Origin of the sequence: Apibacter sp. B3706, assembly GCF_011082725.1 — a bacterium.
In the GTDB taxonomy this organism is placed as follows: Bacteria; Bacteroidota; Bacteroidia; order Flavobacteriales; family Weeksellaceae; genus Apibacter.
Window position 1 is genome coordinate 1836302 of record NZ_CP049715.1, and the last position, 25219, is coordinate 1861520.

The 25219-nt window shown below is 31.0% G+C and carries 16 protein-coding genes; 7 read left to right on the plus strand and 9 right to left on the minus strand.

The features are described from left to right. Positions 1-6: 6 nt before the first annotated feature. From G8C41_RS10175 to G8C41_RS08055, 3 genes are all read left to right on the plus strand, one after another. Positions 7-1194 (plus strand): glycosyltransferase, encoded by a 1188-nt coding sequence (locus G8C41_RS10175; RefSeq protein WP_166007166.1) that lies wholly within the window; start codon positions 7-9, stop codon positions 1192-1194. 5 nt (positions 1195-1199) lie between these two features. Continuing rightward, the gene (locus tag G8C41_RS10180; RefSeq protein ID WP_166007168.1) at positions 1200-2393 is read left to right on the plus strand and encodes a glycosyltransferase; all 1194 of its coding nucleotides are present in this window, start codon (positions 1200-1202) and stop codon (positions 2391-2393) included. A gap of 101 nt (positions 2394-2494) precedes the next feature. After that, positions 2495-3985 (plus strand): hypothetical protein, encoded by a 1491-nt coding sequence (locus G8C41_RS08055; RefSeq protein ID WP_166007170.1) that lies wholly within the window; start codon positions 2495-2497, stop codon positions 3983-3985. A gap of 75 nt (positions 3986-4060) precedes the next feature. On the opposite strand, the gene pyk is transcribed toward G8C41_RS08055, so the two are convergent. The 6 genes from pyk to G8C41_RS08085 all read right to left on the minus strand — a co-directional run bounded on the left by pyk (position 4061) and on the right by G8C41_RS08085 (position 9264). Further along, the gene (pyk, locus tag G8C41_RS08060) at positions 4061-5488 is read right to left on the minus strand and encodes a pyruvate kinase (protein ID WP_160568143.1); all 1428 of its coding nucleotides are present in this window, start codon (positions 5486-5488) and stop codon (positions 4061-4063) included. Next, positions 5488-5970: an IPExxxVDY family protein gene (locus G8C41_RS08065; protein ID WP_105296288.1), complete on the minus strand. Its 483-nt coding sequence runs from the start codon at positions 5968-5970 to the stop codon at positions 5488-5490. The genes pyk and G8C41_RS08065 overlap by 1 nt, the downstream gene beginning before the upstream one ends. Further along, positions 5967-6719, minus strand: coding sequence for a ribonuclease III (rnc, locus tag G8C41_RS08070; RefSeq protein ID WP_105296289.1), 753 nt, complete (start codon positions 6717-6719; stop codon positions 5967-5969). Before rnc ends, G8C41_RS08065 begins: the two co-directional genes overlap by 4 nt. Before the next feature lie 19 nt (positions 6720-6738). After that, a complete protein-coding gene (gene fabF / locus G8C41_RS08075) occupies positions 6739-7989 on the minus strand; it encodes a beta-ketoacyl-ACP synthase II (RefSeq protein WP_105296290.1) in 1251 nt (416 codons plus the stop codon). A gap of 23 nt (positions 7990-8012) precedes the next feature. Continuing rightward, the gene (locus G8C41_RS08080; protein ID WP_055424989.1) at positions 8013-8252 is read right to left on the minus strand and encodes an acyl carrier protein; all 240 of its coding nucleotides are present in this window, start codon (positions 8250-8252) and stop codon (positions 8013-8015) included. Between the two features lie 235 nt (positions 8253-8487). Beyond that, a complete protein-coding gene (locus G8C41_RS08085; RefSeq protein ID WP_160568145.1) occupies positions 8488-9264 on the minus strand; it encodes an HAD-IIB family hydrolase in 777 nt (258 codons plus the stop codon). A gap of 81 nt (positions 9265-9345) precedes the next feature. On the opposite strand from G8C41_RS08085, the gene G8C41_RS08090 reads away from it, so the two are divergent. Next, positions 9346-10041, plus strand: a complete 696-nt coding sequence (locus G8C41_RS08090) for a 3'-5' exonuclease (protein ID WP_160568147.1) — start codon at positions 9346-9348, stop codon at positions 10039-10041. A 6-nt stretch (positions 10042-10047) separates the two neighbouring features. Here the strand turns inward: G8C41_RS08090 and G8C41_RS08095 are convergent, their stop codons facing one another. The 3 genes from G8C41_RS08095 to G8C41_RS08105 form a co-directional block, all read right to left on the minus strand. Next, entirely contained in the window at positions 10048-11832 is a 1785-nt protein-coding gene (locus tag G8C41_RS08095) for an LTA synthase family protein (protein WP_255466931.1), read from the minus strand. A gap of 780 nt (positions 11833-12612) precedes the next feature. Then, positions 12613-13113 carry a hypothetical protein gene (locus tag G8C41_RS08100; RefSeq protein WP_166007173.1) on the minus strand — a complete coding sequence of 167 codons (501 nt, stop codon included), beginning with the start codon at positions 13111-13113 and terminating at the stop codon, positions 12613-12615. 48 nt (positions 13114-13161) lie between these two features. Further along, on the minus strand, positions 13162-18945 hold the full coding sequence (locus G8C41_RS08105; RefSeq protein ID WP_166007175.1) for a hypothetical protein: 5784 nt from the start codon (positions 18943-18945) through the stop codon (positions 13162-13164). A 755-nt stretch (positions 18946-19700) separates the two neighbouring features. Here G8C41_RS08105 and G8C41_RS08110 point away from each other — a divergent pair. The 3 genes from G8C41_RS08110 to carB all read left to right on the plus strand — a co-directional run bounded on the left by G8C41_RS08110 (position 19701) and on the right by carB (position 24993). Then, positions 19701-20576 (plus strand): aspartate carbamoyltransferase catalytic subunit, encoded by an 876-nt coding sequence (locus G8C41_RS08110; protein WP_166007177.1) that lies wholly within the window; start codon positions 19701-19703, stop codon positions 20574-20576. Positions 20577-20610: 34 nt separating this feature from the next. Further along, positions 20611-21684: a carbamoyl phosphate synthase small subunit gene (locus G8C41_RS08115; protein WP_160557562.1), complete on the plus strand. Its 1074-nt coding sequence runs from the start codon at positions 20611-20613 to the stop codon at positions 21682-21684. A gap of 132 nt (positions 21685-21816) precedes the next feature. Continuing rightward, positions 21817-24993, plus strand: coding sequence for a carbamoyl-phosphate synthase large subunit (gene carB, locus G8C41_RS08120; protein ID WP_166007179.1), 3177 nt, complete (start codon positions 21817-21819; stop codon positions 24991-24993). Positions 24994-25219 lie beyond the last annotated feature (226 nt).

Sequence of the window (25219 nt, forward strand, 5' to 3'; positions counted from 1 at the left end):
TACTAGATGGCAAAATTTACTTTCATAGTTCCTCCCCTTACAGGTCATATTAATCCAACATTAAGCCTTGGAAATGAACTTTTAAATAGAAACCATGAAGTTACCTGGTATAGTTTAGATGCTAATTTAAAAGCTCAATTGCCTGAAAAAGGCCAATTAGTTGTTCTTCCTTTAGAAATGGATGAAATGGCAAAAAAAAAGCTTTTTGAACATGCTCAAGAGCTTCAAAAAAAGAAAGTATATGGAATAGACAGTCTTAAATTTTTATATGAAGAAGTTCTCACTCCCATGAATTCATTAATGATGAATGGGATTGAAAATGCATTAGATGAATATAAACCGGATGTGGTGATTTCCGATCATCAAATTTTTGCCGGAGCTGTTGCTTCATTCAAAAAAAATATTCCTTATGCTACTTCCGTTACTGCACCGGCATCAATTAAAGTTAATCCTTCGTTTCCAAAAATTCATGAATGGGAAGGTGAACAGGTTATAGCTTTTCAAAATAAATACGGTGTTTCCGGATATGATCGTCTTGATTGTTCTAAATTATTAACTTTGGTATACACCTCAAGAGAATTTTTCGGTGAAACCGATTTGCCATCCAATTACAAATTTATAGGACCTGTACTATCACCACGCACTCAAAAAATTAATTTTGATTGGGAAAAACTAGAAAAAATGGGTCAAGATCGTCCCAAGATTTTAGTAAGTATAGGAACCACATTTGATCATACACAAAAGAAACAATTTTTCAGTAAAGTTGTTGAGGCTTTTGGGGGAGAAAATATTACTGTTATTGTAGTATCCGATCCTGATTTATTTGAAAATATTCCAGATAATTTTATTATCCAAAAGAATATACCCCAACTTGAAATAATTCAACAGATGCAAGCAGTGGTATGTCATGGAGGAAATAATACGGTCTGTGAATCTCTGTCTTACGGTATTCCTTTAGTAGTTATTCCCATTGCTTACGACCAATCTTTTGTATCCAGTTGCGTTACAGATAGTGGTGCAGGTATACGTTTAAATTTTAATCGTTTTAAAACTTCTCATCTAAAAGAAGCTGTTGAATCACTATTAAATCAGAAATCATTTAGTGAAAATGCAAAAATGATTCAAAGTTCATTTGAAAAAGCAGGAGGAGTGAGTAAAGGAGCAGACTATTTACAAACATTAGTAAAAAATTAAACATTATGTCAAAATTCTTATTTGTTGTCCCTCCTTTTTTTGGGCATATCAATCCCAGTCTAAGTATAGGTAGAACTTTATTAGAAAACGGTCATGAAGTCGCATGGGCCGGATTAACCGAAATAAAACCTGAAACTATACCCGCAGGCGGTACTTTTTTTATATTAAAAGAATCATATCAAGAAAATAAAGAAGAAATACAAGATATTATTAAACTACAAGACAGAGGGGCTAAATTACCTGCTTTGGAAGCATTAAAATTGGGACTTCAGGGTACTTATATTCCTTTTGCCAGAATAATGTATGCCGAGCTTTCTAAGTTAGTAGATACTTATAAACCGGATGTTATAATCAATGACTGTATTACATTTGCGGGAGCATTTGTAGCTCATGTTAAAAAAATTCCATTGGCTACGATCACTCCTGTTACCCCAAATACACTTCATGATCCGGGGACAGCACCAAAAGTAACTCAATGGGTGCATGATTCAATCATAAATTTGCAAAAATCCTTAGGTATATCGGGTGATGAAGAATTAATTTCTTCTAAAGAAGTTAATATGTTTTATACCTCTCAAAAATTTGCAGGATATAATGATGGAGAATATCCTTCGTATATGAAATTTATCGGAGCTTTAACCGGTCGCCCGGATAATACTCCTTTTGATTGGGACAGATTGAATAAAGATAAAAATCCTAAAATATATATATCTTTAGGTACTGTCCTGGTAGATATCAGAAAAGAGTTTTTCACTAAAATGATTGAGGCTCTTAAAGATAAAAACGTAACTGTTGTTGCGGCAACAGACCCTTCTATTATAGAAAAATGGCCGGATAATTTTATTGTACAAAGTTATGTGCCACAACTTGAACTTTTAAAGCATATTGATGTAGTAATTGGTCATGGAGGATTAAATACCGTTTGTGATACTTATATGAATGGTATTCCAATGCTCATAATACCTATAGCTTTTGACCAATCTCATACAGCCACTTTAATTGAGCAATACGGATGCGGCATACGGCTAAAATACAAACGTATGAGAATTATTGATATAGAACATGCGGTTGACGAATTATTATATAATGAAAAATATAAAAAAGCAGCAAAAGAAATTCAAGAATCTTTCATTGAAGCCGGAGGAAATAAAAAAGCTGCAGAGCTCATCGAAAATCTAGTTATTAAGAATAAGATATAAGTAAAATATTTAATTTTTATAAAATGGAAAAAACTTCTGAAAGAAATATTTACTTTTTGCTATTTATATATGTATTAAGTGTTTTATTCATATGCTCAAAGATGTCCCCTCTTTATACTACAAATGAATGGGCAGATCCTAACATTTATTTTAATGTTGCAAAAGGAATGGTTAATGGAAGGGCTTTATATACTGAAATTTTCGATCATAAAGGGCCTTTCATATTTTTTATTTATGCAGCCGGATATATAATTTCCAATGAAAATTTTTTCGGGATGTTTTTAATTGAATTAGCCTCCTGGTTTATTTTAGCATTGTCTTTATATTCTTCTTCTAGATTATTCTTAGGTAAATTCATTTCTTTTGTAATTACCACCGCATTCTTTATTTTTATAATTAAAATTATGAAAGCGGGAGGTTCTGCTGAAGAATTTATTTTATGTATGGAAGGGGTCACCTTATACTTATTTTTTAAATATTTTAAATCTGACAATCCTATTCACAAGCCTATATATATGTTTATTAATGGTTTGTTAGTAACTGCTGTGTTATATACTAAAATAAATCTTATAGCATTTTGGATTTTCCCACTTTCAGCGATATTTATTAATATTTTATACCATAAAGAATATAAAAACTTTTTATACAATATTTTAGCATTTATTTTAGGGTTTTTATTCATTAGTATTCCTGTTATTGGATATCTATACACACATAATTGTTTAGAAGAGGCTTATAAAATATATATTGAGTTGAATAGTGCTTATGCAAAATTAGGAACTCCTAAGGATATTGTTTTAAGACTATTGGCAAGAATTCTTTATTTATTTTTAGAACCCACCTGTTTGTTTTTACTTGCTTTTATGGGAATATTTTTATTTCCATTCAAGCACATTAAAAATATATTTGCTAAACTTGGAATAGTATTTTCCGGATTTATTTTGTATTCGGTAATATTTATGGGTAAATTTCAATATTATTATCCTATACCTTTTTTAATTTTCGGGTTTATAGGTTTTATATATGTTGGAGCCATATTCCAAAAATGTTTTGGCTCATTTTATATAAACTCAAGTAAAACATTATTTTTTACTATGTTGGTATTCGTATTTACCTGTGCGGGCATGTCAGGACTTGATAATACGCGCATAGAAGAATGGATATTAACGGATGAAAATTATGACCGAAAAGCTTTAATGACCATGAGGTTAAAAAAAGAAATTATGAAAGAAAATAATCCTACTTTATTAAATTTAGGATTTGGTCTGGCAAATAATCTTTTTACTACATGTAATATAGTACCTAATATTAAGTATTTTGTTACTCCTAATCTTTCTCATAAATTTTATCCTCAATTAAGAGACGAACAATTTCAATATTTAAAAGATAAAAAAACGGATTTTGTTATCATACAACAATACATTCCTAGTAATGGATATTATGATAAAATGGATTCTATTGATACGCCGTATAGTTTAAAACGAAATCCATTCTTATTGGAAAATTATAAATTAATTCTTACCGATACGATCATTAATACAATTGATGAAAGATCAGTTGATATTTATTTTCTATATAAGAAAAAACCCTAAATATAATTTTAGGGTACAACAAAAAAGAGTTCAGTTTATAACTGAACTCTTTTTTATGGTAAAAATTTAAATATGTTAAATTTGGGTAAGGCGTAATGTGTTTGTCAAACTATTCGCAAAAGAAGGCATTGCATTTAGGTTAATTACAAAATCACCTGATTTAATATACCCTTTTTGCTTAATATTATTGTTAACCTCAACAACTGTTTCATCTGTACTGTTCGCTCCTTCATATAAATACGCTTTAACGCCCCATAGTAAGCTTAGCATATTGATTATTCGTTTATTGGATGTATAAACTATAATGTTAGCTAGTGGACGATGAGATGATATTTGAAATGCTGTATATCCTGATTGAGTTAAAGTAATAATAGCTTTCGCTCCTACTTGTCCAACCATAACTGCAGCATTGTAGCAAATCATATCAGTTATATAACGCTCACTGCCTTTTTTTGGATAATGCAAAGGTATTTGAATACGGTGATCATCCTCTACGCTTAAAATAATTTTAGACATGTTCTCAATTACTTCAACCGGATGCTTACCTACGGAGGTTTCTCCACTTAACATAACCGCGTCAGCGCCATCTAGTACAGAATTAGCCACGTCATTAACTTCCGCTCTAGTAGGTGTTAACCCGTCAATCATGCTTTCCATCATTTGAGTTGCTATGATCACAGGTTTACAGTGAGTTTTACATATGCTAACCAAATTCTTTTGAATTAAAGGAACTTTTTCCATCGGAATTTCAATTCCTAAATCTCCTCTGGCTACCATGATTCCATCGACAACATGAACTATTTCTTCAATGTTAGTTATAGCTTCCGGTTTTTCAATTTTTGCAATAATTGGGATTTTATGATCACAATGTTTCTTAATTAAATTTTGTAAATCTATAACATCCTCTTTATGTCTAACAAAGGAAAGCGCAATCCAATCAAATTCGTATTTAATTGCAGTTATCGCATCTTTAATATCCTTTTCAGTTAAAGCAGGTAAAGAAATTTGAGTATTCGGTAAGTTAACTCCTTTTTTAGATTTTAAAGGACCTCCTTGAATAACTTTTGCTACTACTTTATCTGTTAAATTAGTTTCTAAAACTTCAAAAATTAATTTTCCGTCATCCAAAAGTATTCTTTCTCCCACTTTGACATCTTTAGCAAATTGGGGGTAACTCATATAGACCTGTTTTGCGTCGCCTTCTATATTTTCATTGGTAAACGTAATTGTATCTCCAGCATTAACAATTGTTCCTTCTTTAACAATACCTACTCTAAGTTTAGGCCCTTGTAAATCGGCTAATAAGGCTACGCTAAAGCCATGTTCTTCATTAAGGTCTCTAACTGTACGTACCCATTTTTCAACAACTTCTTCTTCTGCATGAGAGAAATTCACTCTAATTACATTTACGCCTGCTTGGAACATCTTTAATAATGTATTCTTATCTTCAGATGCAGGACCAATAGTAGCTACTATCTTCGTTTTTTTTCTAAATCCACTCATTATGTAGGTAATATCAAATTTTCTAAATTTTTTATTTTAATTTTATCTATATTTATTTCACTAAATTTATAAATATTTTTAAGATTTCCCAAATTTATATAGAATTCTTCATCTAATATGACATCTGATTTTAAGAAATAATTGTAATATTTATATTCAGGGATTAAAATTTTAACTTTTTCGATCTGGTCAAAAAAACTTTCGTTTTCATGTATGGTTTGAGGAAAGGAGAAGTTACTTATTAATTCTAATTTTTGTTTAGTCTTTTCGTGGAAAAACCTATAAATTGAGAAAATATAAGTAATCCCATCTTCTATTATTTGCTGGTCATTGACTCGCTTAAAATTAAGGTTACAATTCTTATTTAAATAGAATACAAAATCATAATCTTTATTAATACAGGTTTTAAATCCTAATAAATTAAAATCAAATATTGGATCATTTACTTCCCAATCTAAAGAATATGTTTTTAGTATACTCATTTATTTTGCAGAGAATTATAATACTTGCTAAGACTATGATAGGCTCTTCTGGAAGCGCTCTCTTCGGCTTTTTTCTTAGAAGTAGCTCTTCCTTTAGCAATAATCTTATTATCCAGTTGAATTATAGAATTAAAGATTAATGATTCTTCTGCATTTTCTTCTTGAAAAGTATTAAAAATAATTTCGAGTTTATTTTTTTGAGCCCATTCAATAATCAGACTTTTGTAACTTGCAATTCTTTTTTCAAGCTGTTCAAAGTTTTCTTGCTTAATGAGTGTTTCTTTAATAAAATTTCGACAAAATTCAAATCCACTATCTATATAAATTGCACCAACTAACGCTTCATATAAATTTCCATTTATATTTTCGCCCAAACTTGTATTTTGCCTCTTTTGAAGAAAAGAGGTTAATTTTAAATCTGCTCCTAAAACATTTAAGGATTTTCGACTTACCAGTTTGGATCGCATCTGAGTAAGATAACCTTCTTTTTTATCAGGTGCTTGATGGTATAAATAGTCAGATACTATACTTGATAATATGGAATCTCCTAGAAATTCTAATCTTTCGAAATTCTTATTATCATTTGTATTAATTGAGGAATGAGTAAAGCACTCATAGAAAATCGACAGGTTGGATGGTTTATATCCAATAAGATTTTCAATTTTCTTATTAAAAGTTATTTCCTCTTTTTTTTTAGAATTTTGTTTAAATAAATATGAACATAAAAGTATTTTTTTCCAAATACTCATTTGTTAGTAATCTCTTATTTTAAAATTTCTTTAAAATAACACATGCATTATGACCTCCAAAACCAAAAGTATTACTCATTGCATAATTTACTTGTTTTTCTTTTGCTACATTAAAAGTAAAATCTAATCTTTTATCAAACTCTTCATCGTCAGTAAAGTGATTGATTGTAGGCGGAACTTTATTTTCTCTGATAGCCACAATACAAGCCAAGGCTTCAATAGCACCTGCAGCACCCAATAAATGACCGGTCATTGATTTGGTTGAATTGATCTGGATGTTATACGCATGTTCACCAAATAATTTTAGGATAGCTTTTGATTCAGCTAAATCTCCCAATGGTGTTGAAGTCCCATGGACATTAATATGGTTGATATCTGTTAATTCTATTCCGGCATCCTCAATAGCATTTTTCATAACATTATATGCTCCTAATCCTTCAGGATGCGGGGCTGTCATATGATAGGCGTCGGAACTTAATCCTCCCCCAACTACTTCGGCATAAATAGTAGCCCCTCTTTTTACTGCATGTTCGTATTCTTCTAGAATAAGGGTTCCTGCTCCTTCTCCAAGAACAAATCCATCTCTATCCTTATCAAAAGGTCTAGAGGCAGTTTTAGGATCATCATTACGAGTAGACATAGCGTGTAAAGCGTTAAAACCACCAACACCACTTGCTACTATCCCGGCTTCGGAACCTCCTGTTATAATTACATCTGCCTTACCTAATCTTAATAGCATTAAAGCATCAATTATAGAATTGGAAGAAGAAGCACAAGCTGAAACAGTTGCATAATTCGGCCCTCTAAATCCATATTCGATTGAAATAAGACCTGCGGTCATATCTGCAATCATTTTTGGAATGAAGAATGGATTAAATCTAGGGGTTCCATTTCCTAAAGCATAAGCGGTAATTTCTTGCTCAAAAGTGTTTAAACCACCTATTCCGGATCCCCATACAACTCCTACTCTATCTTTATTTAAATCAGAATATTCTAATATTTTACTATCGATTACTGCTTCTTTGGTAGAAATTAACCCAAATTGAGCACATCGATCATATTTGCGAATATCTTTTTTTTCAAAATAATCCTCTGGATTATAATTCTTTACTTCGCAAGCGAATTTTGTTTTAAAATTTGTTGCGTCAAATAGAGTAATTGGACTAGCCCCACTAACTCCGCTTAATAAAGCTTTACAGTATTCTTTAAAATTATTTCCGATTGGAGTTATTGCACCCAGTCCAGTTACTACTACTCGTTTTAAAGCCATACTTGAATGTGTCTTTGTGTAAATTATTGTTTGTTTACTTCTTCAATATAAGAAATGGCTTGACCAACTGTTGAAATCTTTTCTGCTTGATCATCAGGTATTTGAATATCAAATTCCTTTTCAAACTCCATGATTAATTCTACTGTGTCTAATGAATCTGCCCCCAAGTCATTTGTAAAACTTGCTTCTGGTGTAACTTCGCTTTCATCTACTCCTAGTTTATCTACGATGATAGCTTTTACTCTTGATGTAATGTCAGACATAACCTTTTATTTTTTTATTATAGTTCAGTCGGCAAATATAAAAATTTTTTTACTATAATAATATTTTTTAATACTTTTTGATTGAAATGCTCATTCTTCAAAGAATTTATTGCAATTTTATTAACCTTAAAATCAACACATTAAAATGCATTTAAATAGTACTTTAAATTATTAATAATTTTTATGTTTTTCTGTCATATTTTATTAAATTATAGTTAACAATTACAATAAAGTATCATTTAAAAAATTTTCTTTCAATGTAATTTAGCGAATCATAAACTCCTTTTCCATACTTATATGAAGAAATATAATGTGCTTTTTCTTGTAAAGATTTTACCGCATTGTTTACTGCACATCCAAAAAAAGAATTTGTAATCATTTCCAAATCATTATAAGAATCGCCAAATGAAAAAATTCTACTTTCCATATTTTTTACTACCTCTTCTACTGCTAAATATTTATTTATATTTGAAGAAAATATTTCTATGTAAGAATTTGATGAAGTAGTTATGTGAACCCCTTTAAGATTGTTTTTTAAATCTTCGGTTACTTCTTTTAAATTTTTTTCTTCAACAATTAATATTTTTAATACCTCTTGAAAATTATAATCTTTTAAAGGCAATGCCTGATGATTAACTCCTTTTACTTCTTTGCAGTAAACTTCTGTTTCTAAAGATGATGCATACCAAGCTTCTTCTGTGTAAAACCATAAGTTTAAATATTTCTGCTTGACTTGCAAAAAATATTTTATGATATCAAGAGATATGGGATAGGTTTTAAATGTCTTGTTTTTATATAAAATATGTGCTCCGTTTAATGCAATTATATAATCAATGATAAGGTCTTCCGGTGAATACATGCTTATAATTCCTTGAAAAGGGCGGCCGGATGCTAATATAACTTCACCTAATTTTAAAGCTTTTTGTAAAGCTTTAATTCCATAAGCATCTAAGCTAGGTTTGCATGGGGCAGTTAATGTTCCGTCAATATCTGTAACAAATATATTTTTCATAATATTTTACTATTTCTTAAATTTAATCAATATTATCTGAATTATAAGTTTTGATTACCTTTGAGATATTAAATATTTAGTATGTTATCTTCTATACCCTTAAAACAAATTTTATTTCTTGATTTGGAAACCGTTCCTCAACATGAAAATTGGAACGAATTATCTGAAAGAACTAAAGTTTTATGGGAGAAAAAAACTCAATTTCAAAGGAAAGAAAATGTTTCCCCGGAAGAGTATTATTATGAAAGAGCAGGAATACTTTCTGAATTTGGTAAAATTATATGTTTATCTTGTGGATTAATTATCGAGGATAAAAAAATTCGTATTAAAAGTTTTTATGGTGATTACGAAGAAAAAATATTAATCGAATTTAATGAATTATTAAAATCAAATTATTTTAAATCCAATTTGATTTTATGTGCTCATAACGGTAAAGAATTTGATTTTCCTTATCTCGCCCGGCGAATGATGATTCATCAAATAGAGCTGCCTAAAATTTTAAGATTTCACGGTAAAAAACCATGGGAAATTCAACATCTTGATACTATGGATTTGTGGAAATTCGGAGATTATAAACACTATACATCCCTGGATTTATTATCTCATGTTTTTGGATTGCCTTCTCCTAAAGATGACATGAATGGCAGTGAGGTATCTGATGTATATTATAAAGATAAAAATCTAGAACGTATAAAAACATATTGTGAAAATGATGTGATAACGCTTATAAATGTATTTCGTAAAATGAGATATGAATCCGTTCTTGAAAGAGAATAAATTTGTTTATTTATTTTCAACCCGCAATTTATTGTTTTCCAAAAAATAGAAACATGTCTGATAATTAGCTATTGCTTCATCAGCTACAGAAGTATCAATGGATTTTGATTTTTTCATTTGAGTTCCTTCTATCACATTATATTGTTCAATTTTTTGGTTAGGTGATAAAACAATTAATTTATTATCTTTTAAATATCCTAATTTCTGATAGGTTGCGATTAATGCTCGTGGTTGATAAGTAGAGTCAAATACATCTTGCCCATAAAAACGTGATGAATAGGAAAAATGTAATTTTCCAAAAAGTGTAGGCATAAGATCAATTTGGGAAACCAGCTTAGAAAACTTTTCCGGTTTAATAAATCCAGGAGAATATATAATTGCAGGTATTTTGTATTTATCCAAAGGTATATCTTCTTTACCGGCACTTGAGGCACAGTGATCTGCTACAAACACGAATACTGTATTGGGAAACCAAGGACGTTTTTTTGCTTCTTCGATAAATCTACCAATAGCATAATCCGTATATTTTACTCCTCCTTCTCTGGATTTACTGGTATTAGATATATCTATTTTCCCTGAGGGATAGGTAAATGGCCTGTGATTACTTACTGTCATAATGTGTCCGAAAAAGGGAGACTTATGTTTACTATTTTCATCAAATACATGGATTGCTTTCATAAACATATCTTCGTCACATACTCCCCATATATTAGCAAAAGTTATCTCATCTTTTTTAAAAGAACTTCTATCTATAACATTATATCCATTTCCTTCAAAAAAAGTATTCATATTATCAAAATATCCATATCCACCATAAAAATATTGAACCGTATATCCTCTGCGTTTGAATAAATACCCCGTAGAAAACATATGATCATTGTTATTTCTTTTTATTAAACTTTCACCGGGTGATGGCGGGATACATAGGGTAACAGATTCTAAACCTCTAACGGTTCTATTTCCGGTAGCATACATATCAGTAAAAAAAAGTCCTTCTTTTGCCAATTTATCTAAGTTTGGTGTCAAATGTTGAGTATTTCCAAATTCCTTTAGAAAACCGGCACTCATACTTTCTATGGTTACAAGAATAACGTTTTTATGAAGTTCCGGGAGAGTATCCTTTATAATTTTGGTATTATTATTTGCAGACCATTCATTATCATAAATTTTATTGATTAGTGAAAATGCTTTTTGTAAGGGCAATTTTGCATAAAATTTATCATAGTTTAAGGAACTGTCGCTATATGCATTACAAAATCGAACTAATCCGTTTGCTTGTAATTCATTTACAAAGGCATTATCTGAATTTTCATACTTTTCATTTACTTTTAAAAGAAAAATTGCACCTACAAATAGTATTATATAAACTATACTGTTTATTAATTTTGTTTTAAAATTAGGTAAATCTTCAAAATAATTTTTGGATTTTTTGAGATAAAATATAGTAATCAATACTGAGATTACTATTAATGCAGAAAACATGGGAATAATGGGATAGGATTCTAAAATATTCCCGATTACCTCATTGGTATATATTAAATAGTCAACAGCTATAAAATTATATCTTACCCCGAATTCATTCCAAAATAAAAATTCACTGATTACATTGAAATTAATTAAAAAAATGTATAAAAAGAAAATAAAAAAGTATATGCAATAACGCCATGTTTGCCTTATTTTAGGGATCAATAGTAATATTATATATGATGAGGCTTTTATTAACACAAATGTTTTTATTATTTTAGGAACAGCACTTCCATAATCATCAAAAACCGTTTTAAAAAGAAACAAATAACCAATTAAAATCAAAAAAAGACATAATATAATGTATTTTAAAGGTGATTTAAATTTTGAATCGGTAATGAAGATTAGATGTATCCAAAAAAAAACAAAAATTAAAATTGATACACAAAAATCATTAAGTAGACCAACAGAAAATATTTTTAAATAGTCAATAAATGAAAAATTTGAATCAGTAACAGGTGAAAAGAGGAGAACAATTCTTAAGATTAAACCAACTATTATGTAAAAACTTGAAATCTTTATAAATGGCGCTACTAACTTTTTCATTAATTATTTATCGTATTTTCTTTAGTTTATTTGTTATTTATTAAATGAAACGTATTAATTTTTTTTATACTATTTAAAATAACGAAAAAAAATTATCAATAGTATAATCAACTAATAATTATTATTTTTTCTCAATTATTGTAAATAATCAAATATATAAAATTATTATAATTCACAACTTGTTTGAAAAATAATTATGGAATTTTTAAATTTTAATTTAAGCATTGCTTGAATTATTTATTTAATTATTAAGCTTATTTTTAAAAATATCTTTTTAAGACTTTTTTCTTTACTGATTAATATTCTCTATTATTATAATTATAAACTTCTTTAAATAAAAAAGGGTAAATTAATTTACCCTTTTTTATCAATTAAATTTATCCATTTTATGGATTAGTAAATGATTTATTCTTCTATTCTAAAAAGAAATCTAAAGAATGAAAAAAATTTAATTCTTATTGTATGAAAATTTATTTAGCATTTATCCACAAAAATTTTCTTTTACTTCCAATAATTCCATTGTAAACCATCAAAAATCGCTATACATTGACTTGCAGTATCATAACAAATCATTCCCGGATGTGGACTTTTTACATTTAAATGAGGATCGGAAATTTTTGGCAAAATTAAAGCTTTATCGGCCGCCTCTAAGACTAATACTCCTTCGGGTGTTGAACTCGTATAATCTCCGATGACAACCCCATTTCCTTTTTCAACTGAATCATTAAACTTTACATTAGAAACATTACCTGTTCCGGTTAAATCCATCCAACTATCATTTATTTTCACCTTAACTACTGCATCTTCTTTATCCATTATAAAAGTTCCATCAACCGCTTTCTCCGGTAACGTTTCAACGATAGGCAATAGTATACCTTTAGTAGTCCCTTGACTAAAATCTAAAATTCCACCTTTATCCACCTTCTTTTTACCAATAGCAACTTGCGCGTTTGAAGTTACTGTCAGAAGCAATATAAATAAGATCAATATTTTATTTTTCATATCATTTTTCATTTTTGTGAGTTATTTTCAATTTTGCTCGTCAAAAAATTATTGAGGACAAGTTCTTTCTATACAATGCCACTCCTCACCATTATACAATTTAATACATTTATCCGTAGTATCGTATATAACCATCCCCTCTACTAATTTTTCCTGAGGAATTAAATCAGAACTTGTTCTTGTAATTACAAAACCTTTATTTTTTGATTCCAAAACTATAAATCCATTGTAGATATTAAAAGGCCATCCTTTCAACTCTTTTTCAAGAGTGGTAATTCCTATTTTAGAAACTTCAGTTGAAGGTTCCAGGTTAGGATCTAATGTACAAAATGGAACAGGTGTACAGAATGAAACCAAAACAAAGTTGTTGCCGTCTATATCAATGGAGGCACAATCAATTTCGGAAGATGTCGTCATATCTATATTTATTTCCATTTCCGTAAAATTATTAGGCAGAATTTCAGGCGCTTTAATTTTAAAGCTTAACGTATGATTTCCATTCGGTAAGCTAAAGTCTTCTATTTCGAACTCATTATCTTCAATATCTTCTGTGTTAATTGTACCGTCCGTCATAATAAATGAAGATTTTAAACTTCCTTTAACATATTTGAAACCTTCACTAAATGATGCATTTAAGGTTACATTATCCAATAAAGAATTAGGATTGTTTATATCCATTGTAACTAAAATGGTATCGTCTTCTGCAATACAAGTTTTATCAACTCTAAGATCGCTTATTATAACCGGACTAGGCAAACCTGCTGCAACTGCATTTACAGTGGTATTACCACAACCATCTATAACATCACAACTTTCATAGGATACATTTTCATTATTACGATTTAAATATTTTATAGAAGCCCTTGTGAAATAGGATGTTGTTTTATCTTCTGTAAATTTTGCTCTTGCCGTAATAATAGTTGTAGTCCCACCGGGAACTTTTATTCCTTTTATTGAAAGCAAATCACTGTCTCCATATTCTTTAGTTTCAGTAGTAAACTCTCCGTCTTCAATATTTAAAGATTCTTTCACCCACTGCATACCTTGCGGTAGTTGATCCGTTAATTCTATTATTTTGGATTCGCAATTGGTATTCATGATTTTAAATATAAAAGGCACCTCTTCACAGGTAAGGGTGGATTCAGCAACTTTAAGCGTAAATGCTAGACCATCTTCATTAACTTCCACCGGCTTTGGACAATATAGCTTTATAGCTCCAATACCTATCATTTGTGATCCCGTCGCAGGACGTCTATTATAATGAACTTTATACTCAATAACTATCTTCTCGACAGCTACGGAAAAATCTACTAAAACTTTTCCTCTGGCAGCAGTATATCCTGAAGATCTATAACCACCCGTAGCTTTTGCTGTTGCTATATTTTTATCAATAGTATAAGAACTTTTCTTTTTAGGTGCTACGTGCATAAGCTTTGGTTTAACAATTCCTCCTCCGCAAATTCCGTAAACATTAATTTCATCTGACCTGTACGCTTGGGTATCAATATCAAATATTTCAAACATTGCAGCAGCGGCTCCTCCGTTAAATGAAATGGTAGTAGTGATAGGTTCTTTATCTTTATCAAAATTTCCATATCGGTAAAATTGCAAGGTTTTACCACTTCTTCTCGGGTACTTATATCGTAGAACTTTGCCCGGATCTGAAATATTAATATTGGCAGAGAAATCATCTCCTAAATCAACCGTTTTATCTAGCTGACCATTATTTGCCGCTCCCTTCCAAATTTGCGGTAGATCAATGGTTTTATATCCGCTGAAGCTGCAATTCGTACAAACTCCATCTGACTTAACAGCCCCAAAGGTAAAATAGGTAGTATCTTCTGTAAATTTATAATTAAATTGAACTTTGTTATCTACCCATTCGCCGGGTATAGTATAAGCCCAATTTTCATTTTTAATATCATCATCAGAATTAGCAATTAATAAATAAACTCTATAATTTTGATTAAAAACAAATTCATCTGCAGACTCATCAGCTGATAAAATAACCGATTGTTCATCTAAATTGGTTTTATTTACTAACCATATTCGATTCATTCTTCTGTCTAATCCTCCACAAATAGATTGTGAAAGCTCACTTAAATCTGTAGTTCCCGTATCTCCGTTATGTCCCCAAAATAATCCACTTAGATCATTTTTTAATACAGACTTTTGTCCTTGTCCGCATTCCGTACTTTCACCGGCTTGAATAGTTACAATTGACTGAACATCAGTAGATCGAGCTTTGTTAACATATATATTTGAATTATCATCACGTACCAAACCGGCTACATTTCTATGATAGTCAGAATAAGGCCGTGTTGATCCTTTCCAAACTTTAGTTTTAATGTCTGATAATATGTAATCAGTCGGTTGTTTTTGTAATTGCACTGTTTCCTCACCCATAGTTATATACTTAGTTGTATATAAAGTAATAGCATATTTCATTGCTAAATAGGTTTGTATACGAACTTTTTCATCTTTACTTAACTTTCTTTCATAAAAAAACAATTCGGAAATTAATCCATCAAAAAGCCCGGAATTCAAACTGGCTGCACCTATAGTTCCTCCACTAGCCATTAAGAAATCCGAACCAAAGTTAGATTCCGGCCTAGATAATGTATCAACAATACCTCCAAAATCATGTTCGATTAAAGGAAATTTCGGATCTATACCTTTATAAGCTTTACTAAGCCTGGTCATATGCAAGGCTGTAGCTCCAAATTCGAATCCTTGTACTGTACCTTGAGTTACAGCTATGGAAGTTGCTATTCTTCCTGTTCCATGATTTGGATTGAAACCTACCGCCGGGTGTCTGGATTTTACCGTAACTGGATCCACTCCACCAAAGCCGTGGGTGTAGGTTCTAACTGATGATGGAGACGCGAAGCTATTATAAATGATGAAAGAAGTGGTATGTTCCGGCGCATTAGTACTCATAGGCCCCTTATTTATAGCAAGTGCAGAATTTTGACTAAAATATATGCTTGGAAAGAAATTCATTTTACTATTACATGAATCATACACCGGCTCTATTTTATTTTTATTATCCACTAATGAAAAATAATAATCGTTTTCATTAACGGTTTGGTCTTTCCAAATCAATAATTTAGAACTTTCCCCATCAAACACTAAACTATTCTTATCATCTGCTTTTAACCACAATCTTAATCCATTCAATACTCCCCCCGGAGCAAATCCGTATAAAGCATAACTTATATAATCTCCATCATTAATTTCAACATTTTTGGCAACTTTATTTTCCACCACATAAAATCTGGTATTTTTGGGCTCAAATTTTCCATCAGGAGAAACTAACATGATCTTTGCCGTCAAACTTGGTTGTATATTTACTACGTAGGAACCGGATCCTGATGTCTGTGCTTTTAAAGTCACCTGATTCCTATAATCGATTCTAAATGGCAATTTACCGTTCGCATAAGCAGTGCCTTCAAGATAATTATAATCTAATAAATAATCTTCTAACCCATTAGAACCTAACATCAAATAATCTTTGTTTTTCAAGGTTCCGTTACCTAACTTATTCATATCTGCGACTTCATTACCAACAAAAATGGTCATAAGGTCTCTATCGTAACTTACAGATTGCTTTTGATATAAATCAGAACTATCATCTCTGGCTATACCAAAAATATCATGATTAAATCCTGCATTTATTTTACCATCCCAAACTTTGTTCCCATAAGAGTCATAATAATTCGGTTCAGATTCACTATGTAATGTAATTCCATATTTAATCGCTAAATAAGAATTAATTCTATTAAAGTCTTTGGAATCTATGGGGGTTCCTTTATTTCCAGAAAGAACAATTATTTCCTGAACATTTCCTACAAAAGGATTGAAATTATTTAAAGTTTTAGTATAGAGTTGTCGAGCTCCGATAAGACTTATCGCCGGAATTTTATTTTCCATATCATATCCGTAAAATGTATTGGAAATACCATTGAATATAATTCTTTGTTCAACATATTTATCATTGGTTCGTTCAACTGCTACTACTCCATACGTTTTATTTATACTATTGTAATGTGTTTGAACAGTATTAGACGGATTATACCCATTGGTTAATGCGGGATTTCCAAAATACCATCCTTGGTTATTATCATTATTGGTATTACTATAATTACTGTTTAAAGCATATAATACAGATAATCCGCTAGTATTTATTTCGGATACATAGAATATGTAGTAAGATTTATCTGAACTAAAAAAACTTGGAGCTGTCAATACCGGAATTGTAGAATTTGACTGACCGGTATTAGTAAATTGCAAATGTGAATGATAATTCATTAATCCTTTTTGATTACGAATAATAGGTCCTGTAAACTCTTTAGCATCAGTAATGACCGAGTGGTCTCGTTTATATACTGAAATATCTTGCCAAGTACTAATTTCAGTACTATCTTCTTCAGTGCTTGGTATATCATCAGCTCGTAACCAAAGTTCTGTTAGTAAATTTACACCTCCCGGATTAGGTCGTCCACTGGTAAAAGAAACGTAATCATCATTCTCTATCTCAACTCCTTTAACGATTCCGTCATTAACAGGATAAATACGAGTTTTTGAAGGATCAAACGTTTCAACAGAACTAACTATAACATATTTAGCATCAACATTTAATTTCATGTTGACAGTTAGACTTTTAGTTCCTGTAACCTTCGTTTTTAAGGTTCTTTTTAATTTAAAAAATATATCTTCACTCAATATGCTGTTAGAATATTTTTCTCCTTGCAAATGTTCATACCGTTCTACACCAATCTCATCATTAGATCCAAACATCAAAAAAGTGTTATTGGTTAAAGTTCCATTATTGTTATCATTTAATTCTGTTAATTCATCTCCAACATAAGCGGTTAAAGTTGATAAATCAAAATTAGTTGATTGTTTTTGATATAAACCGTATTGATCATCTCTTCCTAAACCAAATACATGGTTTTGATAGGACATGAAATTTTCTCCGTCCCAAATTTTTTCACCTTTTGAATTAACATAATTTGGAAATGATATCTCGTCAGCTGATTCTAAAGAAATACCATATTTAACGGATAAGTAAGAATGAATTTTTTGTAAATCCATATCTGTTAAATAGGTATTTTGAGGGGCAGATAATACAATTATTTCTTGTATTTCACCTTCAAAAGAATTTAGATTTTTTACATTTCCAGCTCCCACCACACTCTGTCCATCTCCCAGCTTTATTGAATAGGATCTAAATGTGTTTTCGGGAATAGAGTTGAAATAGAGCATCTGGGTTAAAGTTGTACTATTAGGACGAATTATCCCGACTATACCATAATTTTTACCTTGACTGATTTTACTTCTATAAGTTCCGCCCGCTGTAGTAAAATATGGAAACCCGGTAGACCAACCCGAATAATTATTTCTCGCAGAATTTAATGAATAAACGTAATGTATACCTGTAGGTTTATCTAATATTGATACATAAAATACATAATACGCTTTACTTGCAGATATTTTTAAATCCGGCCCCGCTAAAAAAGCTTTAGATCTTGGTTCAAAATACATAGACGGTTGAAAATTCATTAAATCTCCGGTTTTTTTATACACCGGCAAATTTTCATTAACTTTCTTATGATCTCTTCCATTACCGGATACATCCTTCCATAAATCCACCGGTTGATTATCCATCAATGAGCCGACTCCCCCTTCTTGAGGCCGGTCTGCTTTTAACCATAACTCTACATTGCTATCAAACCCACCGGGACTTTGTCCCAACAAAAGCACGGGTATTACAAAATAAAATAAAAATGAATAATAAGTAATTGATCCATAACTAGCTTTTCTTTTCATATAATTTAGTTTTTTATACAGTTATAATTCTATTGATTTAGATAGAATTTTAGCCATACATCAATTCATTATAGTAATATATTTTAAAAAATTATTTAGGGCTTAATTTATCTTCTATAATAAACAATGATTTATTATTTATTATCTGCAAAGAATAAAAATGATATTAACAATATATTATCTAATCAATTATAATGTATGTTTTTTAACCTGCAAATGTAACAAAGTATTAACAAAGAAAATAAGCATTATACACATTAAATGTACATTATATCTCATTTAAAATTATAAGTAGTTAATTTTAAATACCTTAGTTTTTAACGCTTATTTAATATTTTATTAAAATAATTTTAAAATATGAGATATATAAATTTTTATTCTGCTTTAGAAACATATTTATTTTAAATAAATAAAAATTTAAATTGCACAATCAAAAAAAACAACTTATCTTTGTAGGATTTTAAAAAAATCGATTTAATAAAAAAGTTTGTATAATCACACTAATTAAATCTTTTGAATAACTCTGAATCATTACCTAAAACAATAAACAAAAAAGGAAGAATTCCTTTTAACAAAAAGTTTATCCCTCTACTATTCCAGATTCAGGGCAAGAAATCATCTTTAGAAGATACCGGAAATATTTTTTTTAAATATTCATTTAAAACATCTTATTATATAAGATGTTTTTTTTTATTTTTAAAAAGCAATAATAAAAATTACACTATTATAACACCAATTAAACTAATATATAAATAATGAATCATTTTATCACTTTAGAAAATCTTGATCTAAGTTTGATTGAGGAATTAGTGGATGATGCGATAAGCTTTAAAAAGAAAAAAGCTTTTCCAAATCTGTCTAATCATTATATATCCAACCTTTTTTTCGAGAACAGTACTCGAACCAAACTCAGCTTTGAAATGGCTGAGAAAAAAACAGGAATGGAAATTATATATTTTGATGCAGAGAGTTCAAGTGTTAAAAAAGGTGAAACTCTTTATGATACAGTTAAAACTTTAAATTCCATAGGGGTTGAATGTTTTGTTATAAGACATATGCAAGATAGATTTTATGATGATTTAATTACAAAAATAGAGGTGCCCATCATTAATGCCGGTGATGGTTGCGGAGACCACCCTACCCAATCTTTATTAGATTTAGTAACCATATATGAGGAATTCGGTACTTTTAGAGATCTGAATATAGTAATTGTTGGCGATGTGATACATAGCAGAGTAGCTCATTCAGATGCTAAAATTTTAAAAAGACTGGGATCTTCTATAACATTTGCGACTCCGGAATTTTGGAGAGATTCCAGCATGACTATGGGAACCTATGCTTCTCTTGATTCAGTAATACAAGAAGCAGACGTTGTGATGTTATTAAGGAATCAAAACGAAAGACATGCGAAACAATATGACGAAAAAAATTTTTTAGAATTATATGGATTAACAAAACAGAGAGCCGATAAAATGAAATCCTCGGCAATCATTATGCATCCGGCACCTATTAACCGTAATGTTGAGATTGATGAGAATCTTATCGAATCTTCAAAATCAAGAATATTTACGCAGATGACGAATGGAGTTTTTGCCAGAATTGCTGTGCTTAACTATGTTTTTAATTCATAACCATATTCAAACCACTATAATAAATTAACAACCCTTGAAAAGAAAATTAGTATTAGAAAACGGATTAGTATTTAATGGCGAAGGCTTTGGGAGCGACCAATTCACAATCGGTGAAGTTGTTTTTACCACAGGTATGACCGGTTACCAAGAAACCTTATCAGATCCTTCCTTCCACAAGCAAATTATTGTTTTCACCTATCCATTAATAGGGAATTATGGAATTAATTCCAGCGATTTTGAATCCCTTAATTCTTTTGTAGGTGGAATTATCGTTCATGAATACGCTGAAACAGAATCTCACTGGAAAAGCCAAATGAACATCGATTCTTTTTTGAAAAAACAAAATATTCCCGGTTTAAGCGGTATTGATACCCGCGCCTTGGTAAAAACCATACGAACCAAAGGCAGTATGAAAGGTAAATTCTGTGATGAAAATGAAAACATTGATGAAGTAATTAAATCTCTACAAGAGACCAAGTTAGGACATCACGTTCCCGAAGTTTCTACACCAAGAGCCTATAGTGCTCCAGCAGAAGGACACAGAATTGTATTGATAGATTATGGAATGAAAAAAAGCATTTTAAAAGAATTATGCTTACGAAATTGTGATGTAGTGGTAGTACCTTATAATACAGATTCAAGCTCTATATTAGAATTAAACCCCGATGGAATTATGCTCTCCAATGGTCCCGGTAATCCGGAAGAATTAACCGAATCTATAAACACTATAAAAGAATTGAGCGGAAAAGCCCCGATATTCGGAATTTGCTTAGGTCACCAATTATATGCCCTTGCACACGGAGCTAAAACTTTTAAAATGTTATTCGGACACAGAGGTGCAAATCATCCGGTAAAAGAACTTGCCACTAACAGAGTGTATATAACTTCTCAAAATCACGGATATGTAGTTGATGAAGAATCTTTACAAAACACAACTTTAGAAGTAACGCATCGAGCTTTAAATGACGGAACTATAGAAGGATTACAGGATAAAAAGAATTGGGCATTTACTGTCCAATACCATCCCGAATCCAGTCCGGGCCCTCATGATAACGAATATTTATTTAACCGCTTTATGTCTATGGTAGAAGAATTTAAAAATAAATAATAAAATTCTTTATATCCGAATAGTTAAGCACTATCGAATTATTACTAGGTTAAAAAGGATTAATGTAAAAGAATTAGTAAAAATTCATATAAACTGAAGTCACTACTTCAAACTAAAAATTAAAAAAACAACATGCCAAAACGCACAGATATAAATAAAATTCTTGTAATAGGTTCAGGACCTATCATTATCGGACAAGCTGCTGAATTCGATTATGCGGGAACCCAGGCTTGTCTGGCTCTTAAGGAAGAAGGATACAAAGTCGTTCTTGTTAATTCGAATCCTGCAACGATCATGACCGATAAAGAAATTGCCGATAAGGTATACATGGAACCGTTAACATTAGATTTTCTTCAACAAATTATTGCATTAGAGCGTCCCGATGCGTTGTTACCATCTTTGGGAGGACAGACCGGACTTAATCTTGCCGTTGAATTAGCTAAAGCAGGTACGCTAGCCCAATATGATGTTGAAATTATCGGAACCAAATTATCTTCCATTGAGCAGGCCGAAGACAGAGATTTGTTCAAACAATTAATGGAAAACATTAATGAACCTATTGCAGAAAGTATAATTGTTAATGACGTGGAGTCATCGGTGGAATTCGCTAATCAAATTGGTTATCCGATAATTGTTAGACCTGCTTTTACTCTGGGAGGCACCGGAGGTGGAATAGCAGAAAATGAAACCGAACTAAGGGAAATTACTGATTCCGGATTAAAATACAGTCCGGTTCATCAATGTCTTATAGAGAAAAGTATTGCCGGATATAAGGAAATTGAGTATGAAGTAATGAGGGATGCCAATGACAATGCCATAGTAGTTTGTAATATGGAAAATTTTGATCCGGTTGGAATACATACCGGAGATTCCATTGTTTTCGCTCCTAGTCAAACATTAGCAGATCAAGAATATCAATTACTTAGAAATTCTGCATTAAAAATAATCCGCGCTTTAAAAATTGAAGGAGGTTGTAATGTTCAATTTGCTTTAGATCCTTCTAGTAGAGATTATATAGTCATCGAAGTAAACCCAAGAGTTAGCCGTTCGTCTGCATTGGCCTCTAAAGCTACCGGATATCCGATTGCAAAATTGGCGGCTAAAATTGCGGTAGGATTAACTCTGGACGAAATGAAAAATCCGGTAACTAATACTACTTATGCTTGTTTTGAACCTTCGCTGGATTATGTTGTTGCCAAAATCCCTCGATGGCCTTTTGATAAATTTCAAAGTGCCAACAGGCATCTAGGAACTCAGATGAAAGCCACCGGTGAAGTTATGGCTATAGGAACTTCAATTGAAGAATCATTATTAAAGGCTGTACAATCTTTGGAAATAGGTTGTTTGCATTTAACTAAAAAAGATATGACGCCGTATGATTCTACGACATTGGAAAAGAGACTTAAAAATGCCGATGATGAACGTCTGTTTTTAATTGCCGAAGCTTTACGAAACGGTGTAAGTATTCAAAAAATACATGAAATAACCAAGATAGACCTATTCTTCCTGGCTAAAATATTACATATCATCAATATTGAAAATGAAGTAAAAGAAAAACCAAAAAATATTGAGGTTTTAGCAAAAGCCAAAAAATACGGATTTTCTGATTGGGAAATTGCCCAATTATGGAGCATGGAAGAAAAGCAAGTGTATTCTTTGAGAAAGGAAAACTCTATTATTCCGGTGTATAAAATGGTCGATACGTGTGCTGCTGAATTTATATCCACAACCCCATATTTTTACAGTACTTACGGTATTGAAAATGAATCGGTACGTTCTGATAAGAAAAAAGTGATTGTATTAGGTTCCGGACCTATACGAATCGGACAAGGGGTGGAATTTGATTATGCTACCGTACACAGTGTTTTAGCCCTTAAAGAGTCAGGATATGAAGCTATTATCATCAACAGCAATCCGGAAACCGTTTCTACAGATTTCAGCATTTCTGATAAACTTTATTTTGAACCTCTAACCAGAGAATCCATCACTTCTATTATAGATTTAGAAAAACCGGACGGTGTTTTAGTTCAATTTGGTGGTCAAACGGCCATTAACTTGGCTCAAGCTGCCATAGATGCCGGAGCAAAAATATTGGGTACTACGCTGGAAGATATAGATCGAGCTGAAGACCGTAAAAAATTCGAAGAACAATTAAACGAATTAAATATCGCTCGTCCTAAAGGCGATACAGTATTTACGTTAGAAGAAGCCTTACATGTAGCTAATTCCATTGGGTATCCGGTTGTTATTCGTCCTTCTTATGTTTTAGGAGGAAGAGCCATGCAAATTGTATATCAAGATTCTGAATTGGAACGATATATGAAAGAAGCGATCAATGTTCATGAGAAACAACCTATTCTAATTGATAAATACTTAATTGGAAAAGAAATTGAAGTAGATGCAATTTCCGATGGCGAAAATGTTTTTGTTCCCGGAATTATGGAACACATTGAAAAAGCCGGAGTTCATTCCGGAGATTCTATTGCTGTATATCCTTCCCAAACATTAACAAAAGAAGAAAAAGAAGAAATTATCAGACAAACCCAAGCATTAGCCAGAGGATTTAAAATCATTGGATTAATGAATATACAGTTTGTTTTAATGAGCGGAAAAATATACGTTCTGGAAGTTAATCCGCGTTCCAGCCGAACCATTCCATTCATGAGCAAAGTAACCGGTATTCCTTTAGCAAAAATAGCAACAAAAGCTGTTTTAGGCCAATCTTTGAAAGAGCAAGGGTATGCTATGGATTGTTATTCGGAACCTCGCAATATATACATTAAAGCTCCTGTTTTTTCATTTGCTAAATTACGTTCTGTAGATATTACGTTAGGCCCTGAAATGAAATCGACCGGTGAGGTTATTGGAAAAGATACTACTTATGAAAGAGCTCTTTATAAAGCTTTAAGAGCGGGTCAAATCAATATACCTATTTTAGGAAATGCCATATTTACAGTAGCAGACAAGGATAAAGCCGAGGCTCTCCCATTAGCGAAGAGATTCTATGATATAGGTTATACAATTATGGCTACCGAAGGAACTGCCAAGTATTTCCGAGATTATAACATTCCTGTTGTTGAAATTAACAAGATTGAAAGTGAGGACAACAATATTGTTAAAATTATGCAACAAGGAAAAGCTCAATTTGTTATTAATACACTTTCTAATGACGGTACGGCTCAAGAAGACGGCTTTTTAATTCGACGAAATGCTGTTGAAAACAGTGTGGCTTGTTTTACTTCTTTGGATACTACCGCCGCCGTAATTCAAGTATTAGAATCAATAGTATTTGATATTAAACCTTTTTAAATTTAAATTTTATAAAATATTCATACAAAAAAGCCCTGTAAAAACAGGGCTTTTTTGCATTTATAGTTTTTCGATGTTTGTTTTTATTTCTTTAATAGTATCTTTTCATATCTGATTACGACTAATATAAATACACAATATGGTAAAAGTATCGCTTATTCAAGCTCTATTTTTATCTAGTAAAATACATTTTATACCACTTAATTACGTTTATCGTAAAACTTAT